A 20,099-nucleotide genomic window follows, 5' to 3' on the forward strand; every position below is an offset into this window, starting at 1 on the left:
AACCGCAGTTGTAACTTGTGAGTGACAAGATCGTGCGGTCCGTGTTTCCTGCGGAGCCTGACGAGCGAACGAACTCTCCTGGAAACCCCGAAATCCATGCTGAAGCGGATCGGCCGCCACGAGGTGAGGCTCGGCATGTTCATCGAGCGGATCCACGGCAACTGGCTCGATCATCCGTTCTGGCGCTCGAAATTCGTGATGGACGATCCCGCCGATCTCGCCCGCCTGCAGGCCAGCACCATCGAATTCGTGATCGTCGACGAGGCCCGCAGCCTTCCTGCGGCGCCCGTCCCACGGCCCGCCCGCGCGGCGGCCCGACCCCCGGCCTTCATTCCCGCCGAGGAAGCGATGCGACAGTATCGCAAGGCGACGGGCCAGCTCTTCGCCGACGCCTGTCTCGGTCGCAGGCTCGACGCCGCCCGATCCTCGAAGATCGTCGTGGAGATCACCCGCTCGCTCGACGTGAACCCCGATGCGATCCTGAAGCTGACGCGCCTCAAGTCGATCGACGCCTACACCTACACCCATTCCGTCGCCGTCAGCACGATCATGGTCGCTTTCGCCCGCCATCTGGCGCTGGACGAGGCCGAGATCCACGAGCTCGGCGTTGCCGGCCTGATGCATGACATCGGCAAGGTCGCGATCAGTCCGGCGATCCTGACGAAGGCCTCGACGCTGAGCGACCACGAGATCGAGATCGTGCGACGGCATCCGGTGGACGGCCACGACCTTGTCAAGGCCGGTGCCTTTTCCGACGTCGTGCTCGACGTGACGCGGCACCATCACGAGAAGATCGACGGCAGCGGCTATCCCGACGCGCTGGCGGGCGAGGCGATCTCGCGCCCCGCGCGCCCCGCGCGCATCGCCGCGATCTGCGACGTCTACGACGCCGCCACCTCGCTGCGGCCCTACAAGCGGGCCTGGAGTTCGGCCGAGGCGCTGACCCAGATGGCGCGCTGGCACGGCCATTTCGACCGCGAACTCTTGGTCGAGTTCGCCGCCCTCCTCGGCCTGCGGAAGATGATCTCGCTCGACGGCGGCGAGGGAGCGGTCCCCGACGACGGCGCGCTGCCCTTCCTCGAGAACGGCTTCTCCGATCCGACGAACGACCCGCGTGGCATCGCGCCGCCCCGCATGCAGGACGCCCTGCGGCACCCCGAGCGCTGACCCCGGCCGAGCTCGCCGCTTCCCCGGCCCAGTGCGCCACGCTATGTCGGGCCGATCCCTTTCGATCGCGAGGCCCGCCATGACCGCCGAGACCAGCACCACCCGCCTCGAAGCCGTGCGCGCCCGCATCCACGCCGCGGAAGCCGAGGCGAAGCGCGAGGCTGGGTCGGTGACGCTGGTCGCGGTGTCGAAGACCTTCGAGGCCGACGAGATCCGCCCCGTGCTGGAGGCCGGGCAGCGCGTCTTCGGCGAAAACCGGGTGCAGGAATCGCAGGGAAAGTGGCCGGCCCTGCGCGAGGCCTATGAGGGGATCGAACTCCATCTCATCGGCCCGCTCCAGTCGAACAAGGCCGACGACGCGGTGGCGCTGTTCGACGTGATCGAGACCGTGGACCGCGAGAAGATCGCCCGCGAACTCGCCAAGGAGATCGCCGGGCAGGGCAGGGCGGTGCGGCTCTACGTGCAGGTCAATATCGGCGAGGAGGAGCAGAAGGCCGGCGTGCCGCCGCGCGAGGCCGTGGCCTTCGTCGCCCGCTGCCGCGAGGTGCATGGCCTCGTCATCGAGGGCCTGATGTGCATTCCACCCGCCGACGAGCATCCCGGCCCCTATTTCGCGCTGCTGGAAAAGCTCGGGCGCGAGGCCGGCGTGGCCAAGCTGTCGATGGGCATGTCCGGCGACTTCGAGCGTGCCATTCCCTTCGGCGCGACGAGCGTGCGTGTCGGCTCGGCGATCTTCGGCACGCGGGACTGACGGTCGGCCGCCGAGCCGGGAGGGTCGGGGACAACGGGCGCCTCGCCAAGCAACGCACCGTCTTCCCGCAACGCGGCGGGCCGCTATCTGCGAGCGTCAAGCCGGCATCCGTTCCGAGGGGCCGCAAAGGAGCCTTGCCTTGTCCCTTCCCGTCGCCACGCCGGTTCCGCCTTTGGAAACTCCGCCCACCGCCAATTTTGCCTATCGCACCGTGACGGCCGCCGCAATCGTGCTTGCCATGGTGCTGTTGGTGGTGATCTTCACGGTGGCGGCCTCGGCCTTCTTCCTCATCTTCGGCAGTCTGCTGCTCGCGGCAATCTTCTGTGGTCTCGGGCGCCTCCTGCAGCGCACCGGCTTGCCGCGTTGGGCGGCGATGCTCACCGTTTTTCTCGTTACGCTGGCGCTCATCATCGTCCCCGTGCTCTGGGGCGGGTTGGCGGTGGTGCAGCAGTTCAGCCAACTCCTGTCGGGCGTGCGCGATCAGGCCAATACACTCCTGGCGTCGCTCGCCGATCTCGGCCTGCCCGTCAGCCCCGACACCACCGCCAACGATCTGGAAAGCATGCTGCCCAACCCGTCGGGCCTCGTCTCCTCCGCCGGCAAGGCGGTGTTCTCGGCGCTCGGCGGGCTCGGCAATTTCTTCGTGCTGCTCTTCCTCGCCATCTTCATCGCCTGGCAGCCCGGCCTCTACCGCGATGGGCTGGTGTCGCTGTTTCCCAAGGAAAAGCGGGCGCGCATTGCCGACGTCCTCGAGCAGAGCGCCCATTCGCTCATCATGTGGGTGGCGGGCGACGCGATCTCGATGGCGATGATCTTTTCGATTTCCTGGGTCGGCCTCTGGGCGATCGGCATCAACAACGCGTTTCTTCTAGCACTGCAGGCCGGGCTCCTGGCCTTCATCCCGACGCTCGGGCCTTTCGTGGCGGGCGTCGTTATCGTGCTGGCGGGGCTGGCGCAGGGCGTCGATATGGCGCTCTGGGCGCTCGGGGTCTACGTCCTGATCCAGGGCGTCGAAAGCAACGTGGCGCAGCCGATGGCGCAGCGCTTCACCTCGGCCCTGCCGCCGGCGCTGACGCTCAGCGTCCAGATCATCTTCGGTCTGCTCTTCGGTCTGCTGGGATTTGTGCTCGCCGTGCCCTTCGTCGCGGTTCTGGTGACGATGGTACGCGAACTCTACGTGGTGGATGTTCTCGGGGGGCCCGTCGAAACGGTGGAGTGAGTTGGGAGAAAGCGTGCCAGCTTGGGTTTTCAGGAGGGCGAGGCCGCTCTAGTCTGCAACAGGAGGCGGGAACCCGTGGAAAGCCGGACCGCCGTCGCATCCATCCGGGAGGATACCAGCCGATGAGGTCCATTGTCGCCGTCAAGGACAAATGGAAGGCGGGAGCGCTTCTGACGAAGGCCGACTACGAGGCGTGGTACGCGCGCTCGGTGGACGATCCCGACGGCTTCTGGCGCGAGCACGGGGCCCGGCTCGACTGGATCAAGCCCTACACGAAGGTCAAGAACACCTCGTTTGCCCCCGGCGCCGTCTCCATCAAGTGGTTCGAGGACGGTACGCTCAATCTCTCCGCCAACTGCCTCGACCGGCACCTGGCCGACAAGGGCGACGACACCGCGATCATCTGGGAGGGCGACAACCCCGACGAGTCGCGCCTCATCTCCTATCGCGAGCTGCACGAAGACGTCTGCCGCATGGCCAACGTGCTGAAGGGCCTCGGCGTCGGCCGGGGCGACCGGGTCTCGATCTACATGCCGATGATCCCCGAGGCGGCGGTGGCGATGCTGGCCTGCGCGCGCATCGGCGCGGTGCATTCGGTGGTCTTCGGCGGCTTCTCGCCGGACGCGCTCGGCGGGCGCATGGAGGGCTCGGCGACCAAGCTCCTGATCACCGCCGACGAGGGGCTTCGCGCCGGCCGCAAGGTGCCGCTGAAGGCCAATGCCGACAAGGCGATGGAGATCGCGGCCAAGGCCGGCCACGAGGTCGAGGCGATGCTCGTCGTGCGCCGCACCGGGGGCGAGGTCACGATGCGCGAGGGCCGCGACCACTGGTGGCACGAGGCGCGCCAGACCGTCTCGCCCGACTGCGCGCCGGAGGAGATGGGCGCCGAGGATCCGCTCTTCATCCTCTACACGTCCGGCTCCACCGGCAAGCCGAAGGGCGTGCTGCACACGACGGGCGGCTATCTCGTCTGGGCCTCGATGACGCATCAATACGTCTTCGACTACCGCCCCGGCGAGGTCTTCTGGTGCACCGCCGACGTCGGCTGGGTCACCGGCCATTCCTATTCGGTCTACGGGCCGCTCGCCAACGGCGGCACGACGCTGATGTTCGAGGGCGTGCCGAACTATCCCGATGCCGGGCGCATGTGGCAGGTCGTCGACAAGCATCAGGTCAACATCTTCTACACCGCACCCACCGCCATCCGCGCGCTGATGGGCGCGGGCGACGAGTTCGTGACGAAATCCTCGCGCCGCTCGATCCGCCTTCTCGGCTCGGTCGGCGAGCCGATCAACCCGGAAGCCTGGAACTGGTATTACAAGGTGGTGGGCGAGGAGCGCTGCGCCATCGTCGACACCTGGTGGCAGACCGAGACCGGCGGCATCCTGATCTCGCCGCTGCCGGGCGTCACCGACCTCAAGCCCGGCTCGGCGACGACGCCGCTCTTCGGCGTCCAGCCGCAGCTCGTCGACAACGAGGGCACGGTGCTGGAGGGCGCCACCGAGGGCAATCTCTGCATCGTCGATAGCTGGCCCGGCCAGATGCGCACCGTCTACGGCGACCACGAGCGCTTCGAGCAGACCTACTTCTCGACCTATCCCGGCAAGTACTTCACCGGCGACGGCGCTCGGCGCGATGCCGATGGCTACTGGTGGATCACGGGGCGCGTCGACGACGTCATCAACGTCTCCGGCCATCGCATGGGCACGGCCGAGGTCGAATCGGCCCTCGTCTCGCACCCGAAGGTCTCGGAAGCCGCGGTGGTCGGCTATCCCCACGACGTGAAGGGGCAGGGGATCTACTGCTACGTCACGCTGATGGAGGGGCAGGAGCCATCTGAGGAGTTGAAGAAAGAACTCGTCGCGCACGTTCGCAACGAGATCGGCCCGATCGCCTCGCCCGACAAGATCCAGTTCTCGCCGGGCCTGCCCAAGACGCGCTCGGGCAAGATCATGCGCCGCATCCTGCGCAAGATCGCCGAGGACGATTTCGGCGCGCTCGGCGACACCTCGACACTCGCCGACCCCGGCGTGGTCGACGACCTCGTCGACAACCGACAGAACCGCAAGGGATAGGGCAGGGGACGAGCAGGCTTTGAGGCATGAGAACATCTTGTCATCGGTTGCGACAGGTGTTCTTCTGCCTTCCGGCAACGGAGAGGGAACCATAATCCCTCCCGGATGCCCTCGGGTCTCGGGAGGGGCGAATGGACAGTCTACTGGGCACTCTGAAGGGGGTGGTCGACGCACTCGGCGCGACCGTTCTCCTGCCGATCATCATCTTCGTCATCGCGCTCGTTCTCGGCGCGCGGCCGGGCCGGGCCTTCCGCGCCGGCCTGACGATCGGCATCGCCTTCATCGGCATCAACCTCGTCCTCGGCCTGATGCTGACGACGCTCGGCGGGGTGGCGCAGGCCATCGTCACCAACACCGGCATGCAGCGCGACATCGTCGATGTCGGCTGGCCCTCGGCCGCCGCCATCGCCTTCGGCTCCTCCGTCGGCCTCTGGGTCATCCCGATCGGCATCCTCGTCAACGTCGTGCTGCTCTTCTCCGGCCTGACGCGCACCCTCAACGTCGACGTCTGGAACTTCTGGCACTTCGCCTTCGTCGGCTCGCTCGTGGTCGCGGCCACCGGGAGCCTGGGCTACGGGCTGATCGCCGCCGCGCTGATGGCGGCGCTCTCGCTCGTCCTCGCCGACTGGACCGCCAAGGGCGTGCAGCGCTTCTACGGTGTGCCCGGCGTCTCCGTTCCCCATCTCGCCTCGGCCCAGATCGTGCCGCTGGCGATCGTCCTCAACTGGGTGATGGACCGCATTCCCGGCATCAACCGCATCCGCATCGACACCGAGACCGTGCATCGCCGACTCGGCGTCTTCGGCGAGCCGATCGTGCTCGGCCTGGTGATCGGGCTGGTGCTTGGTCTCGTCGCCTATGCCGGCAGCGCGGACGCGGGCACCGTCATCACCAAGAGCCTGCAGACCGGCATGAGTCTGGCCGCCGTCATGCTGCTCCTGCCGCGCATGGTGAAGATCCTGATGGAAGGGCTGATCCCCGTCTCGGAGGCGGCGCGCGAGTTCGTGCAGAAGCGCGCCGGCGACCGCGAGATCCATGTGGGACTGGATTCGGCGATCCTCATCGGCCATCCCGCCGCGATCGCCAGTTCGCTCATCCTCGTGCCGATCGCCATCCTCCTGTCGCTGGTGCTGCCCGGCAACCGGATCATCCTCTTCGCCGACCTCGCGGTGATCCCCTTCGTGGTCGCGATGACCGCGCCGATCGTCAACGGCAACGTCTTCCGCATGGTGGTGATCGGCACGGTGACGCTGATCCTGGGTTTCTATGTCGGCATGGCGCTTTCGCCGCTGATGACGGCGACGGCCGCTAGCTCCGGCTTCGCCATGCCCGCCAACGCCGCCGGCATCACCAGCGTCGTCGACGGCTTCCTCTACATCCCCTACGTGGTGATCGAGGCGGCGACGGGCCTTGGGCTTCTCGGGCTGGCGCTGGTCTTCGTGGCCATCGCCGCGCTGCTCCTGGCGGTGCGCGCCCGGCCCGCCGCCTTCGAGCGGATCGCCGGCGGCGACGAGCCGGCGGTGGATCTGCCGGTGGAGCGCCCCGTCGCCCCGCGCCCGGTGCGCCCGTGACCGCGAGCCTGCTCGGCGCCTATCTCGACCGCGACGCGCTGCTGCTCGACGTCGAGGCCGGGGATGCAGCCGATGCGATCGGGCTGCTCGCCGCACGGCTCGAAGCGTCCGGCCGGGTGCGCGCCACCTATCGCGACGCCGTCATCGCGCGCGAGGCGACCATGCCGACCGGCCTACCGCTCGGCGCGATCAACGTCGCGATCCCGCACACCGACGTCGAGCACGTGATCCGGCCCGGCGTCGGGCTGGCGGTGCTGCGCGCGCCCGTGCAGTTCGCCAGCATGGACGACCCCGACGAGCGTCTCGACGTGCGCATCGTCTTCGCCCTGGCCCTGACCGAGAAGACCGCGCAGATCGCCATGCTGCAGGCCATCATGGAACTCATTCAGGACGAGGAGGCGCTGGTCCGGCTGGCGGCGGCGCGGGATCCGGCGCAGGCCCTTGCCGCCATCGGCTGCTGACCAAACCATTTCGACCCGACCGACCCGCCTCGAAAGGACCCGTCCGATGCGACGCAAGACCGTTCTCGTTGCCTGCGGCACCGCCGTCGCCACCTCCACCGTCGTCGCGGTGGCGATCGAGGAGGCGATGCGCGACCGCGGCATCGCCGTGGAGATCCGCCAGTGCAAGGCCACCGAAGTGCGTGGCCTCATCGAAGACGCCGATATCGTGGTCGCCACCACGCCGGTGCCGGACGATCTCGGCAAGCCCGTGTTCAAGGGCCTGCCCTTCCTCACCGGGATCGGGCGCGACAAGCTTCTCGACGACATCGCGGCGGCACTGTCGGCCTGACAGGCTCATGCGCCGGTTTCGGGCCGTCGGCGGGCTAAAATACGGCTAAATTTTGAGCCCTGCGTCAAACCGACCAAAAGCGTGGCAGGGGACTTGCGAGGCTTGAGACTTCGTCTCATATTCCTCTCGTGTTCAACGTAGTGAAAGGAGGTGATCCAATGTCGAGTGATTTCCAAATGCCGGTTGGGTCTTTGTATCTCGCGGGTTCGATGGAGCAGTCTCCTTCCAACGCGTAAGCGATATGTCGATCCGGGAACGGTCTCGACGACCACCGGTATGACAGACGTCACGGGGCCGCCTTCCAGCAATGGGAGGCGGCCTTTTGGTTTCAAGACCCGGCGTTCAGGCCTGTTCGTCCCATCCCGCGACGTCACTGCCGAAAACCATGCGGTTCACCGCCTTGGAAAAGATCGGGTAGGGATAGGCGGGCTCCGGCTCGCTGACGGCGTCGAGGGCTTGCGTCTGCTCGGCCGTGAGGACGATGTCGAGCGAGGCGATGTGGCCCTGCATCTGCGCCACCGAATTCGCGCCGACGACGACCGACGAGATGCCGGGGCGAGCGCGCAGGTAAGCCAGCGCCACCTCGGCGGGGGAACGGCCCACCTCGTCGGCGACGCGGCGGAGGGTCTCGAGGATCGTCCAGTTGCGCTCGGTGAATTTCGAGCTGCCGAACGGATTGGCGCCGGCGAGGCGCCCGCTCGCGTCGGGCTCGGCTTCTGCGGCACTCCCGGCTTCGGCCGGAAGCTGCGGGCCACTCAAAGCCCGTTCCGCCGCCCGGTCGTATTTGCCGGTGAGGAAACCGCCGGCCAGCGGGCTCCAGGGCATGGTGCCCAGACCGAAGGCCCGCGCCGCCGGCAGATGCTCGCGCTCGATGCCGCGCTCTGCCAGCGAATATTCCAGCTGCAGCGCGATCGGGCCGGGCACGCCGTGAACGCGGGCGAGCGTCGCCATCTCGGCGAGGTAGAAGGCCGGCACGTTCGACAGACCGAAATATCGGATCTTGCCGGCCGCCACGAGACGCCCGAGCGTGTCGAGAACCTCTGCGGCCGGTGTGACCTTGTCCCAGACATGGATCCAGAAAAGATCGACATGGTCGGTCCCGAGGCGCCTCAGCGAGCCCTCGAGCGCGGTGTGGATCGCCTTCGCGCCGTTGCCGCCGGCATGGGGATGGCCGTCCTGCGTGCTGAAGCCGGACTTGGTGGCCAGCACCAGCCGGTCGCGCAGGCCGCTCTCCGTGATGAAGCGTCCGAGCATGCGCTCGCTTTCGCCGCCGGAATAGACGTCGGCGGTGTCGACGACGTTGCCGCCGGCCTCGACATAGGCGTCGAAGACCGCCCGCGACCCAGCCTCGCCCGAACCCCAGCGCCGGGCGCCGAAGGTCATGGTGCCGAGCGTCAGCGGGCTGACCGCAAGGCCGGAGCGGCCGAGCGTTCGATAGGAGGTGAGCGTCATGGGGTCGGTCCTGTTCGCGGCGAGGGGTGCGTCGACGCCGAAGATGGACCCTGCCGCCGGCGGACGGTAGACGTGCCCAGCCGGATGGGCTTGTGAGCGGAGTTCAGCAATGAAGCGCGAGGACTGGGCGGATCTGGCACATTTCGCGGTGGTCGCCGAGCTGCGCTCCTTCACCCGCGCGGCCCTTGCGGTCGGCGTCTCGCCCTCCGCGCTCAGTCATGCGATGCGCTCGCTCGAAGCGCGCCACGGCGTGCGCCTCCTCAACCGGACGACGCGCAGCGTCGCGCCGACGCCGGCGGGCGAGGCGTTGCTGCGCCGGATTGCGCCGGCCCTGGCGGAGATCCGGGGCGCGACGCAGGCGCTGGCCGAGGGACGCGAGCGTCCGGCGGGGCGCGTGCGCATCTCCGCTCACCGCACGGCCGCGATCCATGCCATCCTGCCGCGCCTGCCCGGGTTTGCGGCCGCGTTCCCCGAAATCGAGCTGGAACTCGCGATCGAGGACGGCATTGTCGACATCGTTGCCGGCGGCTTCGACGCAGGCGTGCGCCACGGACACAAGCTCGACCAGGATATGATCTCGGTGCGCGTCGGCGGGGCCGGGCGCGTCGTGGTTGCCGCGACGCCGGCCTATTTCCGCGACCATCCCGCGCCGCTTCGCCCGCAGGAGATTGTCGGCCATCGCTGCCTGAACTACCGCTACGTCTCGTCGGGACAGGTGGCGCGCTGGGACTTCCTTCGCGCCGGCGAGGCGATGTCGCTGGAGGCGCCGGGTGCCTTCGTCGCCAACGATGTCGACCTCGTGCTGGCGGCGGCGCTCGCCGGGCTCGGCCTTGCCCGCCTGTCGATGGCGCAGGCGGCCCCGCATCTGGCGAGCGGGGCGCTGGTCGAGGTCCTCGCCGACTGGGCGCCGGAGATCCCCGCCAACTACCTCTACTATCCCGGCCGCCGCCATGTCGGCCCGGCGCTGCGCGCCTTCATCGACGCCGTGCGCGACCGCACGGCGTGAGCGGCGGCCGGCGCCCGGGGTCGATCCGGACGTTCAGCGGTAGAGATCGGCCCGGGTCGGGGGCAGACCGGAGGGGCCCTTGTCGCGCTTGGAGGCGAGCGTCTGGTTGATCATCACCGTGCCGCGCTCGAAGGCGAGCGCGCAGCCCGCGAGGTAGAGCAGCCAGAGGCGGGCGCGGGGCTCGCCGACCTCCGCGATCGCCGCCGGGAAGTTGGCCCGCAGCCGTTCGGCCCATAGCCGGCAGGTGCGCCCGTAGTGCTCGCGCCAGTTCTCGACGTCGTGGACCTCGAAGCGGTTGGCCTCGAGCTTCTGGAGGGAGTGGCCGATATAGTCGAGCTCGCCGCCGGGGAAGATGTAGCGCGTCAGCGCCCGGTACTCGCGCGAGCCCTTGAGGAAGCTCTTCAGGGTCTTCTTGGCGGGGCGGGCGATCGTGTGGTGGAGATAGAGCCCGCGCGTGCGCAGAAGGCGCTTCACCGCGCCGAAATAGGCGTCGTGATGGGCAAAGCCCACATGCTCGAACATGCCGATCGAGGCGATCTTGTCGAACTGGCCGGTGAGCTCCTGGAACGGCTTCAGCTCGATCGTCACCTTGTCCGCCAGCCCGGCCTCGCGCACCCGCGCGGTGGCGAGATCGAACTGGGCCTGGCTGAGCGTCACGCCGTGGCCGGTGACGCCATAGTGCGAGGCGGCATGGATGAGCAGCGCGCCCCAGCCGCAGCCGATGTCGAGGAAGCGCTCGCCCGGTTGCAGCCGCAGCTTGCGGCAGATCATGTCGAGCTTGTCGCGCTGCGCCTTGGCGATGTCGTCGTGCCAGCCGTCGAAATAGGCGCAGGAATAGACCATGCGCTCGTCGAGGAAGGTCTCGTAGAAGCGGTTCGACACGTCGTAGTGAAACTGGATCGCCGCCTTCGTCGAACCGCTGGCACCCGCATCCGCGCCGACCTCGGCGGACGCCGCCTTGCTGGCCGCGCGCCGCAGGCGCAGGAGCGCCGGCAGCGCCTGTGCCATCCGCCATTTCGGCAGGCGCTTCAGCCCGTCCTTCGAGCGCACGGCGCCGGTCGCGGCGGCGATGTCGAAGATCGATCCGTCCTCGATGTCGATCGTGCCGCCCATCCAGAGTTCCACCAGCGTGTCGATGCTCGGCCGGAAGGCGAGGCGCGACAGGGCGGTGGCGTCCCGCAGCACCAGAACCGGTCCGGTGAGCGGCCCGAGGCGCGCGCCGCTCCAGAGGCGGATCGCGAAGCCCGGCTGGAAGGCGGCGACGGCATCGCGCACCAGCGTTTCGAGACGGGCTTCGGCGGCAGAGGCTGACATGGGGCAGATCCGGTTTCACGTGAAACAGGATTCTACCGGGCCTTGTATTCGAAGACCAGAAGCGGCCGTGCCGGCGTGATCGCGGGTTCGATGGCCGGGCGCGGAGCCCGGTGGTCTCCCGCGCCCGGTTGCGACGATCCCGAATGCGCGGTTCTCGTCATGAGGAGACCTTCATCAGGATGATGCCGCTGCCGATCAGGCCCGCGGCGGCGAGCCGCATCGGCGTGGCGGCTTCGCCAAGGACCAGGATGCCGACGGCAAAGGCGCCGATCGCGCCGATCCCCGTCCAGATCGCATAGGCCGTGCCGAGCGGCAGCGAGCGCATCGCCACGGCGAGCAATGAGAAGCTCCCGAGCATCAGGACGAGCGTGGCGACCGTGGGCCAGAGACGGGTGAAGCCGGCGGACTGCTTCATCGAGAAGGCCCAGGCGACTTCGAGGAGACCGGCAACGAGAAGGAAGAGATAGGGCACGACGCACCTTCGATGTGGGTCGGGTCGTCCCGGGGCGGTTCCATCGGGCAGGGTCGTCCCCGCCACTCGAGATGTGGGACCGCCCTGCGGCGTTTCAAGCCGGCGGGCCGGCAGGTTTCAGCCCGGCCGTGGCCCGGCGTCGCCGCCGCTGCGAAAGCCGAGCGCCGCGCACCAGTCGCGCCGCCGTCCGCCGTCATAGGCGTCTACCAGACCCTCGCGCAGCAGGCGCTTGCCGATGTCGGGCTCGTCCGGTCCGGCGAGATCGGCCAGCACGCGGCCGAAATACTTGTCGCCGGCAATATGGGTCAGCCGGACCGGCCCGGCGCCGACCAGCGCCACCAACCGGTCGCGGGCGTCGCGGGCCGCGGCGCGTTCGGCCTCGCAGTCGCCCTTAAGCTCCGGCGCATCGACATTGCGCAGCCGCACCGCGACCGTCACCGTCTGCAGCGGCCAGATGAAAGCCTCGACCTCCACCGTGTCGCCGTCGCGCACCTTGACGACGCGCGCCTCCACCGGCCCGGCGATTTCGCGCGGCGGCAGGTCGTCGGCGGCTTGGGCGGCGAAAGGCAGGGCGGTCAGAAGGGCGAGAAGGCGGCAGACGGAGCGCATGGACGGGAGCATAGCGCAGGAAAGACTAAATTCCTAGTTGATGTCGAGCCGCCGGGAGCGCGGTGCAAGCGCCGCGTCTGAGGCTTCAGCCCTAAACGATGACTTGGCGGCAGCTGCACAAGACCGTCCTGTTCGGCCAAAGCACACGTCAGGAGTGAAGTCCTATATCCTGCGTTCGTCCCAGGAGTTGGGACGACACCCGTCCGGCCGATCGCGAACGGGGAGGTCGGTGCGCCGCCTCGCCTAGAAATCCGAGATGATGCCGTTCTTTTCCCAGTCGCCGTAGCGCACGGGCTCGGCGCCCTTGCGCCCGTTCACCTCCGGCGGCAGGTCGCCGGGATGGATCGTTTCCGTCTCGCGTGCCGCCCGCCGGGCCTCGGCTTCGGCCAAGGCACGCTGTGCCGCCGGCGGAAGGTCGGGCCGCGGCGCGGCGCGGGTCTCGCCGCTCGTGGAAGCGGGCAGGGCGGGGGAGGAGGGGTCGCTCACGTCTCTTGGCCTCGCGGAAGGTTCACGTCATCGGCATTTCGGCAGCGCGCGAACCCGCAGCCGGTTCGTTGAAGCGCGGTATCCGTCGCACCAGATCTTGGGGCGGAGATCGTCCGTTCCGGCGCGCTCCGCAAGAGGCGAACCGCCTCACCCCCGTTCGACGAGGTGAAAAGCAGCGATGAATATGATCAAGACGGCCATGCTCATCGCCGGGATGACCGCCCTCTTCATGGGCGTCGGCTTCCTGCTCGGCGGGCGCGCCGGCCTGATGATCGCCTTCGCGGTCGCCGCCGCGATGAACTTCGTCTCCTACTGGAACGCCGACAAGATGGTGCTGCGCATGCACCACGCCCGCGAGGTCGACGAGCACACCGCCCCCGACACCTACCGCCTCGTGCGGGATCTCGCGGCCCGCGCCAACCTGCCGATGCCCCGCGTCTACATCGTCGAGAACGACCAGCCCAACGCCTTCGCCACCGGCCGCAACCCCGCCAACGCCGCCGTCGCGGCGACCACCGGGCTCCTGCGCCGCCTCACCCCCGACGAGGTCGCCGGCGTCATGGCGCACGAACTCGCCCATGTCGAAAACCGCGACACGCTCATCATGACCGTCACCGCGACGCTCGCCGGCGCCATCTCCATGCTCGGCAACTTTGCCTTCCTCTTCGGCGGCTCGCGCGATTCCAACGGCAACGGCAATCCGCTGGGCTTCATCGGCGTCCTCGTCGCCATGATCGTCGCGCCCTTCGCCGCCATGATCGTCCAGATGGCGATCTCCCGCACCCGCGAATATGCCGCCGACCGGCGCGGCGCCGAAATCTGCGGCCAGCCCCTCAGCCTCGCCTCGGCGCTCGCCAAGATCGCCGGCGGCCACACGCTCAACGTCGATGCCGAGCGCAATCCCGCCACCGCCCACATGTTCATCGTCAACCCGCTCTCCGGCCAGCGCATGGACAGCCTCTTCTCCACCCATCCCGACACCGCCAACCGCATCGAAGCCCTCCGGGCCCTGGCCGCCGAGGCCGGGCCGGTGACGATACGCGGGCGATCGGCCGTGCCTGCGGTCGGCGGGGCGCCGCGGCGCAAGGGGCCGTGGGGGTGAGACGGGGGCGCTGCCTCCTCGACCCCATCCCAAGGGCGAGCCACGGGTCTCGCCCGTCCTGACGGACGGCCTGAAGCCCTTGGAACCCCACCTGTTGTTTCAGTCATGGGGGAGGGCCGGTGGCCCTCGCCCATGACTGACAAGAGAAAGCGGGGGCTCCGGGGCGTCAGGCCCCGGGCGGGGATCGGGGCGGCAGCCCCGCCATACCCCCCGCGAACCTCTTGCATCCGCGCCCCCCGGCGGCCCATAGGTCGGGGATGGAACCGCCGCGCAAGTCTCCCCGTCCGTCCCGTCCCGTGCCCGACCGGCCCCGCCATCACCGGGCGGAGGCGGAGCCCGACCGGCCGGGTCTGGCGGCGCGGCGGGCGGCGTCGCGTCTTCTGGCGGCGGTGATCGACACGAAGACCTCGGCCGACGGCCTGACGGATCGCCGGCACGGGCATGCGGATTTCCTGAAGCTCGACACGCGCGACCAGGGGCTGGTGAAGGCGATACTGCTGACGAGCCTTCGCCATCGCGGGACGATCACGGCGATCGTCGAGGCGTGCCTCGACCGGCCGCTGCCGGGCAAGGCGGCGTCGCTGCGCCATATCCTGCACACGGGCGCGGCGCAGGTGCTCTTCCTCGACGTTCCGGATTCGGCGGCGGTGGATCTGGCGGTGGCGCAGGCCGCGAGCGACTCGCGCACCGAGCGCTTCGCCTCGCTGGTCAACGCCATCCTGCGGCGGATCGGGCGCGAGAAGGAGGCGATGCTCGCGCGCTTCGACGATCCGCAGCTCGACTGCCCGGACTGGCTCTTCGAGCGCCTGGTGGCGGGCTACGGGATGGAGCAGGCGCTGGCGATCGCGCAGATGCACCGGCTGCCGGCGCCGCTCGACATCACGGCCAAGGGCGATCCGGCTGAGGTCGCGGCGCAGCTCGGCGGCACGGTACTGCCCTTCGGCACGGTGCGGCTCGGCGGGGGCGAGGGCGCGGTCTCCGAGATGCCGGGCTTCACCGAGGGCACCTGGTGGGTGCAGGACGCGGCGGCCTCGCTGCCGGCCCGGCTCTTCGGCGACATCGCGGGGCTTCGGGTGGCCGATCTCTGCGCTGCGCCGGGCGGCAAGACGGCGCAGCTGGCGGCGATGGGCGCGAAGGTGACGGCGCTCGACATCTCGGCCTCGCGCATGCGGCGCCTTCGCGAAAACCTCGGCCGGCTGGGGCTGGAAGCGGAGTTCACGGTGACGGACCTCGCCGGGTTCGAGCCCGCCGAGCCCTTCGACGGCGTGCTGCTCGACGCGCCCTGCTCGTCCACCGGCACGATCCGGCGCCATCCCGACGTCGCCTATACGAAGGATCCCGGCGAGATCGCCAAGCTGGCGGGAGTGCAGGCGCGCATGCTGGCCAGCGCCGCCGATCTCGTGAAGCCCGGCGGCCTCCTCGTCTTCTCCAACTGCTCGCTCGACCGCGAGGAGGGCGAGGAGATGGTGGCGGGCTTCCTGCGCGATCGCCCCGATTTCGCGATCGAGCCGGTGCGACCGGACGAACTGCCGGGCCTCGAACAGGCGATCTCGGCCGAGGGCACGCTGCGCACCACGCCGGCCATGCTCGTTCGCGAGACGCCGGACGCCTCGGGGCTCGACGGCTTCTTCGCCGCGCGCCTGCGCAGGGCCGCCTGAGCGGGCGCCGGCTCGCGTCCGTCCGGTTTCGCACCAGCTTCGCGCCCGCCGATCCCGTTGGCGGGCGCCCGCCTTAAACCGCTGTTAACCCTGATCGGCAAAACTCCCCAAGTGATCTGAAGGGTGGCCGGAAAATCGTCCGGCGCCCGATCGAGGATCGGTGAAACGGCGGCGCCCACTCGGGGGCGAAGCCGGGGAGTGCTGGCCATGACCGCAGGGTTTGTCGACGAGCCTCGTCTGGCGGGACTGATGCTGCGCGAGGCCGGACGACGGCTGCGCTCGGGCCTTCGCGCGGCCGGCCTGCCCGGGCTGCGGCTGGCGGCCCCGGCGAGCGAGGCCATCGTCGCGGTGCCGACGGACCTTCGCCGCGCCGATGCGGCGATCGCGCGGGCCTTCTATGTCGGCCATATCTGGCTGGCCGGGCATCTCGTCCATCTCGAGGGCCGCTCGCCCTTCCTCGTCACCGACGTGCCCGACGCCTTCGCCGCCGAGCTCAACAGCTTCGAATGGCTGCGCCACTTCACCGAGAGCGGCGACGCGCTGTCCTCGGAGCATGCGCGCACGCTGGTGGCCGACTGGCTGCGGCTGAAGCGTCGGCAACTGCCGCGCATCGCCTTCGACCACGAGACGTCGGCGCGCCGGGTGATCGCCTGGTATGCCCATGCGCCGATCCTGATGCGCCGGGCCGACGACGCCTTCGCGCGCCGCTTCGCCCGGGCGCTCGACGACGAGGTGCGCCGCCTCAAGCGCACCGCCAATGCCGCGCCGGACGGTCTGGCGCGGCTGCGCGTGCGCATGGCCATCGCCTTCGCCGCCGTGGCGCAGCCCGGCCGCACCTGCGGCGCCAAGGCCGCCGCGCGCCATCTCGGCGACGAGCTGGAGCGCCAGATCCATCCCGACGGCGGCCACATCTCGCGCAATCCCGCGACCCTGGTGGCGATCCTCGCCGACCTCCTGCCGCTGCGCCAGTTCTACGCCAACCAGAACAAGCCGGTGCCGCGCTCGCTCTTCTCGGCGGTGGACCGGATGCTGCCGGCGCTGCGCTTCTTCCGCCACGGCGACGGCGCGCTGGCGCTGTTCAACGGTGCGGGCGTGCCCGACCATCACCTGACGGCGGCGCTGCTGCGCTACGACGAGACGCTCGGCGAGCCGCTCAGCCAGATGCGCCAGTCCGGCTACCAGCGCCTCGCCGCGGGCCGCACCGTGGTCATCACCGACACGGGCCTGCCGCCCGCGCCGGAAGTGTCGAGCGAGGCCCATGCCGGCACGCTCGCCTTCGAATTTTCGGCCGGCGGGCGCCGGATGATCGTCAATTGCGGCGCGCCGACCCGGCTGGACGCGGGCTGGCGCCGGCTGTCGCGCGCCACCGCCGCCCATTCGACGATGACCCTGAACGACCATTCCTCCTCGCGCTTCTCGCGCTCGGAGCGGCTCGACCGCTTCCTCGGCGGGCCGCTGATGCCGGGGCCGACCCGCGTGCCGACGACGCGCGAGGAGATCGGCGAGGGCCAGATCCTCACCGCCGCCCATGACGGCTACCGGCAGGGCTTCGGCTTCGTCCACGAGCGCCAGCTCTTCCTGGCGCGCGACGGGGCGCGCATCGACGGCGTCGACCGGCTGTTCCACGCGGCGGGTCGCGCCCACCGGATGGCGAGCGACGAGCCGATGGGCATGCTGCGCTTCCACCTCCACCCCGACGTCTCGGCGACGCAGGCCGGCGACGGCATCCGCCTCGAGCACGGCGAGGAGGTCTGGTGGTTCGGCAGCGAGGGCGAGGCCAAGCTCGAGGATAGCATCTTCTTCGCCGACGGCGCGGGCGCCCGGCGCACCAAGCAGATCACGGTCGCCTTCGACTGTCTCGAACACCGCGAACTCAGCTGGCGCCTCGAGCGCGAGAGCTGAGGAGCGGGTCCGCCCGGCGGTTCCAGCGCCGGGCGCGGGGTTCGTCCCGCAGGAAGGCTCCACGGGCGAGGCTGACGCCGGGCGCTCGCGCGCTAGGTTTGCAGGGTAAAGCGCCGGGTCCTTTCGCACCGGCGCCAAGCCGAAAGTGCCGCCATGCGCCGTGTCGCCCTGCTTCTCGCATCCCTCATCGGCCTGACGGCCTGCGGCGGCATGAACCGCGCCGTCACCGTCCTGCCGAACACGCTCGACAATCTGGCGGCCGACACCGCGCCGCTGCGCACGCCGCGCCAGCCCGGCGACGACGCGCTCGCCGCCCGCCGCTGAAGACCCTCGCCCCGGCCGATCGGACGCGCACAAGCGTTGTCTCGCGCGCCCCGGCCCCTTAAAGGGGAAGCCTTCCGGGAGCCGGCCGCGGCCCCGCTCGAGCCCCGAAGGTGCCCCATGGCCGTCGCCGCCAACCGCTATCCCGCCCCCGACCGCCACACGCTGCGCCGCGCGCTCCTCTCGGTCTTCGACAAGACCGGGCTGGTCGAGCTGGCGCGCGCGCTCAATGAGCGCGGCGTCGAACTGGTCTCGACGGGCGGCTCGCGCGCGGCGCTGGAGGCGGCCGGCCTGCCCGTGCGCGACGTCTCCGACGTCACCGGCTTTCCCGAAATCATGGACGGGCGCGTCAAGACGCTGCATCCGGGCGTCCACGGCGGGCTGCTCGGCATGCGCGCCGATCCCGCCCATGCGCAGGCGATGAGCGAGCACGGGATCGAGGGCATCGACCTCCTCGTGGTCAATCTCTATCCGTTTGCCGAGACCGTCGCCTCGGGCGCCGACGCCGCCGCGATCATCGAGAACATCGACATCGGCGGCCCCGCGATGATCCGCGCCGGCGCCAAGAACCACGCCTACGTGTCGGTGCTGACCGATCCCGCCGACTATCCCGCCTTCCTCGAGGCGCTGGAGAGCGGGGACGGCGAGACCGATCTGGCTTATCGCCGCCGCCTCGCGGGCAAGGCCTACGGCCTCACCGCCGCCTACGACGCCGCCGTCTCGGCCTGGTTCGCGGGCTCGGCTGGCGAGATCGCCCCGGCGCGGCGCTCGTTTGCCGGCCAGCTCGCCTCGACGCTGCGATACGGCGAGAACCCGCACCAGCACGCCGCCTTCTACCATGACGGCTCGAAGCGGCCGGGCGTCGCCACGGCGCGGCAGGTGCAGGGCAAGGAACTGTCCTACAACAACATCAACGACACCGACGCCGCCTTCGAGCTCGTCGCCGAGTTCGACCCGGCGCGCGCGGCGGCGGTCGCCATCATCAAGCATGCCAATCCCTGCGGCGTCGCCGAGGGCGACACGATCGCGCAGGCCTATGCCAGGGCGCTGGCCTGCGACCCCGTTTCGGCCTTCGGCGGCATCGTCGCGCTCAACCGCCGGCTGGATGCGGCCTCGGCGGCCGAGATCGTCAAGGTCTTCACCGAGGTCATCATCGCGCCCGAGGCCGACGAGGACGCGATCGCGCTCATCGCCGCCAAGAAGAACCTGCGCCTTCTCCTCACCGGCGGCCTGCCGGATCCGCGCGCCGAGGGCCTGACCGTCAAGTCGGTGGCCGGCGGGCTGCTCGTCCAGTCGCGCGACAACGGCGCGGTGGATCTCCTCGACCTCAAGGTTGTGACGAAGCGGGCGCCGAGCGCCGCCGAGATGGCGGACCTCAAGTTCGCCTTCCGCGTCGCCAAGCACGTGAAGTCGAACGCCATCGTCTATGCGCGGGGTCTCGCGACCGTCGGCATCGGCGCCGGGCAGATGAGCCGGGTGGATTCGGCCCGCATCGCCGCGCGCAAGGCCGAGGACGCAGCCGAGGCCGCCGGCGGCGCGCTGCTGACCAAGGGCTCGGCGGTCGCCTCCGACGCGTTCTTCCCCTTCGCCGACGGCCTTCTCTCGGCGGTCGCGGCAGGCGCCACCTCGGTGATCCAGCCCGGCGGCTCGATGCGTGACGCCGAAGTGATCGCCGCCGCCGACGAGCACGACATCGCCATGGTCTTCACCGGCATGCGCCACTTCCGCCACTGAACGCGGGGCGAGTCCTCAAACGAAACGGACCCGGCAGCCGAGAGGCTGCCGGGTCCGTTCAAACGTTCGAGCCCCTCGGCCGAGGCCGATCGGGGGTGTCGGGCGGCGAGAACTACTCTTCGAACTCTTCGCCGTCGTCGTCGGTCTCGTCGTGCGACTTGAAGCCTTCGCGCCAGAGGTCGAACTCGTCGCTGTCCTTCTCGTACGGATTGGTCGAAATCCGCTCGCCGTCGGAGGCGGCGATCTTGCCTTCTTCGTATGGTCCGCTGTCGCTGCTCGACATGTTGGTTCCCCATCTTTTCGTCACTGCCATCGGACCTAATCCGATAGGGGCCGGAGTGTTCCACCGGCAATCGGTCTCCGGCCACAGCGCCGGCGCGCGGTCCCTCGCACGATCGGCGCGAAGCGTCCAGCCGGTGCGATGCCGACCGCATGGCTGGCAGACCGTGCCATGAGGCGGGGCGGGCG

The 20,099-nt window shown here is 69.7% G+C and carries 19 protein-coding genes; 13 read left to right on the forward strand and 6 right to left on the reverse strand.

Annotation, left to right across the window (positions count from 1 at the left end):
* The first annotated feature begins 96 nt into the window (after positions 1–96).
* The 7 genes from AUL33_RS14135 (at position 97) to AUL33_RS14165 (ending at position 7,575) form a co-directional block, all read left to right on the forward strand.
* Entirely contained in the window at positions 97–1,167 is a 1,071-nt protein-coding gene (locus AUL33_RS14135) for an HD-GYP domain-containing protein (RefSeq protein ID WP_062209287.1), read from the forward strand.
* A gap of 79 nt (positions 1,168–1,246) precedes the next feature.
* Entirely contained in the window at positions 1,247–1,918 is a 672-nt protein-coding gene (locus AUL33_RS14140) for a YggS family pyridoxal phosphate-dependent enzyme (RefSeq protein WP_062209290.1), read from the forward strand.
* A gap of 139 nt (positions 1,919–2,057) precedes the next feature.
* A complete protein-coding gene (locus AUL33_RS14145) occupies positions 2,058–3,137 on the forward strand; it encodes an AI-2E family transporter (RefSeq protein WP_062209293.1) in 1,080 nt (359 codons plus the stop codon).
* Positions 3,138–3,259: 122 nt separating this feature from the next.
* Positions 3,260–5,212 (forward strand): acetate--CoA ligase, encoded by a 1,953-nt coding sequence (gene acs / locus AUL33_RS14150; protein WP_062209296.1) that lies wholly within the window; start codon positions 3,260–3,262, stop codon positions 5,210–5,212.
* 131 nt (positions 5,213–5,343) lie between these two features.
* Positions 5,344–6,783, forward strand: a complete 1,440-nt coding sequence (locus AUL33_RS14155) for a PTS galactitol transporter subunit IIC (RefSeq protein WP_062209299.1) — start codon at positions 5,344–5,346, stop codon at positions 6,781–6,783.
* Positions 6,780–7,244 carry a PTS sugar transporter subunit IIA gene (locus AUL33_RS14160; RefSeq protein WP_062209302.1) on the forward strand — a complete coding sequence of 155 codons (465 nt, stop codon included), beginning with the start codon at positions 6,780–6,782 and terminating at the stop codon, positions 7,242–7,244. The genes AUL33_RS14155 and AUL33_RS14160 overlap by 4 nt, the downstream gene beginning before the upstream one ends.
* Positions 7,245–7,290: 46 nt before the next feature.
* Entirely contained in the window at positions 7,291–7,575 is a 285-nt protein-coding gene (locus AUL33_RS14165) for a PTS sugar transporter subunit IIB (RefSeq protein ID WP_062209305.1), read from the forward strand.
* 342 nt (positions 7,576–7,917) lie between these two features.
* Here the strand turns inward: AUL33_RS14165 and AUL33_RS14170 are convergent, their stop codons facing one another.
* A complete protein-coding gene (locus AUL33_RS14170; protein WP_062209307.1) occupies positions 7,918–9,027 on the reverse strand; it encodes an aldo/keto reductase in 1,110 nt (369 codons plus the stop codon).
* Between the two features lie 109 nt (positions 9,028–9,136).
* On the opposite strand from AUL33_RS14170, the gene AUL33_RS14175 reads away from it, so the two are divergent.
* Positions 9,137–10,033 (forward strand): LysR family transcriptional regulator, encoded by an 897-nt coding sequence (locus AUL33_RS14175; RefSeq protein ID WP_062209310.1) that lies wholly within the window; start codon positions 9,137–9,139, stop codon positions 10,031–10,033.
* 33 nt (positions 10,034–10,066) lie between these two features.
* On the opposite strand, the gene AUL33_RS14180 is transcribed toward AUL33_RS14175, so the two are convergent.
* The 4 genes from AUL33_RS14180 to AUL33_RS14195 all read right to left on the reverse strand — a co-directional run bounded on the left by AUL33_RS14180 (position 10,067) and on the right by AUL33_RS14195 (position 12,914).
* Positions 10,067–11,347, reverse strand: a complete 1,281-nt coding sequence (locus AUL33_RS14180; protein WP_062209313.1) for a cyclopropane-fatty-acyl-phospholipid synthase family protein — start codon at positions 11,345–11,347, stop codon at positions 10,067–10,069.
* Positions 11,348–11,504: 157 nt separating this feature from the next.
* A complete protein-coding gene (locus AUL33_RS14185; protein WP_062209316.1) occupies positions 11,505–11,819 on the reverse strand; it encodes a multidrug efflux SMR transporter in 315 nt (104 codons plus the stop codon).
* 117 nt (positions 11,820–11,936) lie between these two features.
* Positions 11,937–12,428 (reverse strand): thermonuclease family protein, encoded by a 492-nt coding sequence (locus AUL33_RS14190; protein WP_062209343.1) that lies wholly within the window; start codon positions 12,426–12,428, stop codon positions 11,937–11,939.
* Between the two features lie 243 nt (positions 12,429–12,671).
* Positions 12,672–12,914 (reverse strand): DUF1674 domain-containing protein, encoded by a 243-nt coding sequence (locus tag AUL33_RS14195; RefSeq protein WP_082652599.1) that lies wholly within the window; start codon positions 12,912–12,914, stop codon positions 12,672–12,674.
* Between the two features lie 178 nt (positions 12,915–13,092).
* Here AUL33_RS14195 and htpX point away from each other — a divergent pair, with 178 nt between their 5' ends.
* The 5 genes from htpX (at position 13,093) to purH (ending at position 19,631) form a co-directional block, all read left to right on the forward strand.
* Positions 13,093–14,016 carry a zinc metalloprotease HtpX gene (htpX, locus tag AUL33_RS14200; protein WP_062209319.1) on the forward strand — a complete coding sequence of 308 codons (924 nt, stop codon included), beginning with the start codon at positions 13,093–13,095 and terminating at the stop codon, positions 14,014–14,016.
* Positions 14,017–14,273: 257 nt separating this feature from the next.
* Positions 14,274–15,674 carry an RsmB/NOP family class I SAM-dependent RNA methyltransferase gene (locus AUL33_RS14205; protein WP_062209322.1) on the forward strand — a complete coding sequence of 467 codons (1,401 nt, stop codon included), beginning with the start codon at positions 14,274–14,276 and terminating at the stop codon, positions 15,672–15,674.
* 207 nt (positions 15,675–15,881) lie between these two features.
* The gene (locus AUL33_RS14210; RefSeq protein ID WP_156419422.1) at positions 15,882–17,576 is read left to right on the forward strand and encodes a heparinase II/III family protein; all 1,695 of its coding nucleotides are present in this window, start codon (positions 15,882–15,884) and stop codon (positions 17,574–17,576) included.
* A 153-nt stretch (positions 17,577–17,729) separates the two neighbouring features.
* Positions 17,730–17,900: a hypothetical protein gene (locus AUL33_RS22210; RefSeq protein ID WP_156419423.1), complete on the forward strand. Its 171-nt coding sequence runs from the start codon at positions 17,730–17,732 to the stop codon at positions 17,898–17,900.
* 117 nt (positions 17,901–18,017) lie between these two features.
* Entirely contained in the window at positions 18,018–19,631 is a 1,614-nt protein-coding gene (gene purH / locus AUL33_RS14215; protein ID WP_062209324.1) for a bifunctional phosphoribosylaminoimidazolecarboxamide formyltransferase/IMP cyclohydrolase, read from the forward strand.
* A 112-nt stretch (positions 19,632–19,743) separates the two neighbouring features.
* Here purH and AUL33_RS22670 read toward each other — a convergent pair.
* Positions 19,744–20,099, reverse strand: a 356-nt coding sequence (locus AUL33_RS22670) for a hypothetical protein (protein ID WP_210171792.1), incomplete at its 5' end; no start/stop codon positions are given.

The sequence above is a fragment of the Aureimonas sp. AU12 genome, assembly GCF_001463705.1.
GTDB lineage: Bacteria > Pseudomonadota > Alphaproteobacteria > Rhizobiales > Rhizobiaceae > Aureimonas.

What these genes read in the sequence shown, in the direction of transcription:
- AUL33_RS14135 (WP_062209287.1), top strand. Translation starts at nt 97, where the DNA reads ATGCTGAAGCGGATCGGCCGCCACGAGGTGAGGCTCGGCATGTTCATC.
- AUL33_RS14140 (WP_062209290.1), top strand. Translation starts at nt 1,247, where the DNA reads ATGACCGCCGAGACCAGCACCACCCGCCTCGAAGCCGTGCGCGCCCGC.
- acs (WP_062209296.1), top strand. Translation starts at nt 3,260, where the DNA reads ATGAGGTCCATTGTCGCCGTCAAGGACAAATGGAAGGCGGGAGCGCTT.
- AUL33_RS14155 (WP_062209299.1), top strand. Translation starts at nt 5,344, where the DNA reads ATGGACAGTCTACTGGGCACTCTGAAGGGGGTGGTCGACGCACTCGGC.
- AUL33_RS14165 (WP_062209305.1), top strand. Translation starts at nt 7,291, where the DNA reads ATGCGACGCAAGACCGTTCTCGTTGCCTGCGGCACCGCCGTCGCCACC.
- AUL33_RS14170 (WP_062209307.1), bottom strand. Translation starts at nt 9,027, where the DNA reads ATGACGCTCACCTCCTATCGAACGCTCGGCCGCTCCGGCCTTGCGGTC.
- AUL33_RS14175 (WP_062209310.1), top strand. Translation starts at nt 9,137, where the DNA reads ATGAAGCGCGAGGACTGGGCGGATCTGGCACATTTCGCGGTGGTCGCC.
- AUL33_RS14180 (WP_062209313.1), bottom strand. Translation starts at nt 11,347, where the DNA reads ATGTCAGCCTCTGCCGCCGAAGCCCGTCTCGAAACGCTGGTGCGCGAT.
- AUL33_RS14190 (WP_062209343.1), bottom strand. Translation starts at nt 12,428, where the DNA reads ATGCGCTCCGTCTGCCGCCTTCTCGCCCTTCTGACCGCCCTGCCTTTC.
- htpX (WP_062209319.1), top strand. Translation starts at nt 13,093, where the DNA reads ATGAATATGATCAAGACGGCCATGCTCATCGCCGGGATGACCGCCCTC.
- AUL33_RS14205 (WP_062209322.1), top strand. Translation starts at nt 14,274, where the DNA reads ATGGAACCGCCGCGCAAGTCTCCCCGTCCGTCCCGTCCCGTGCCCGAC.
- AUL33_RS14210 (WP_156419422.1), top strand. Translation starts at nt 15,882, where the DNA reads ATGACCGCAGGGTTTGTCGACGAGCCTCGTCTGGCGGGACTGATGCTG.
- AUL33_RS22210 (WP_156419423.1), top strand. Translation starts at nt 17,730, where the DNA reads ATGCGCCGTGTCGCCCTGCTTCTCGCATCCCTCATCGGCCTGACGGCC.
- purH (WP_062209324.1), top strand. Translation starts at nt 18,018, where the DNA reads ATGGCCGTCGCCGCCAACCGCTATCCCGCCCCCGACCGCCACACGCTG.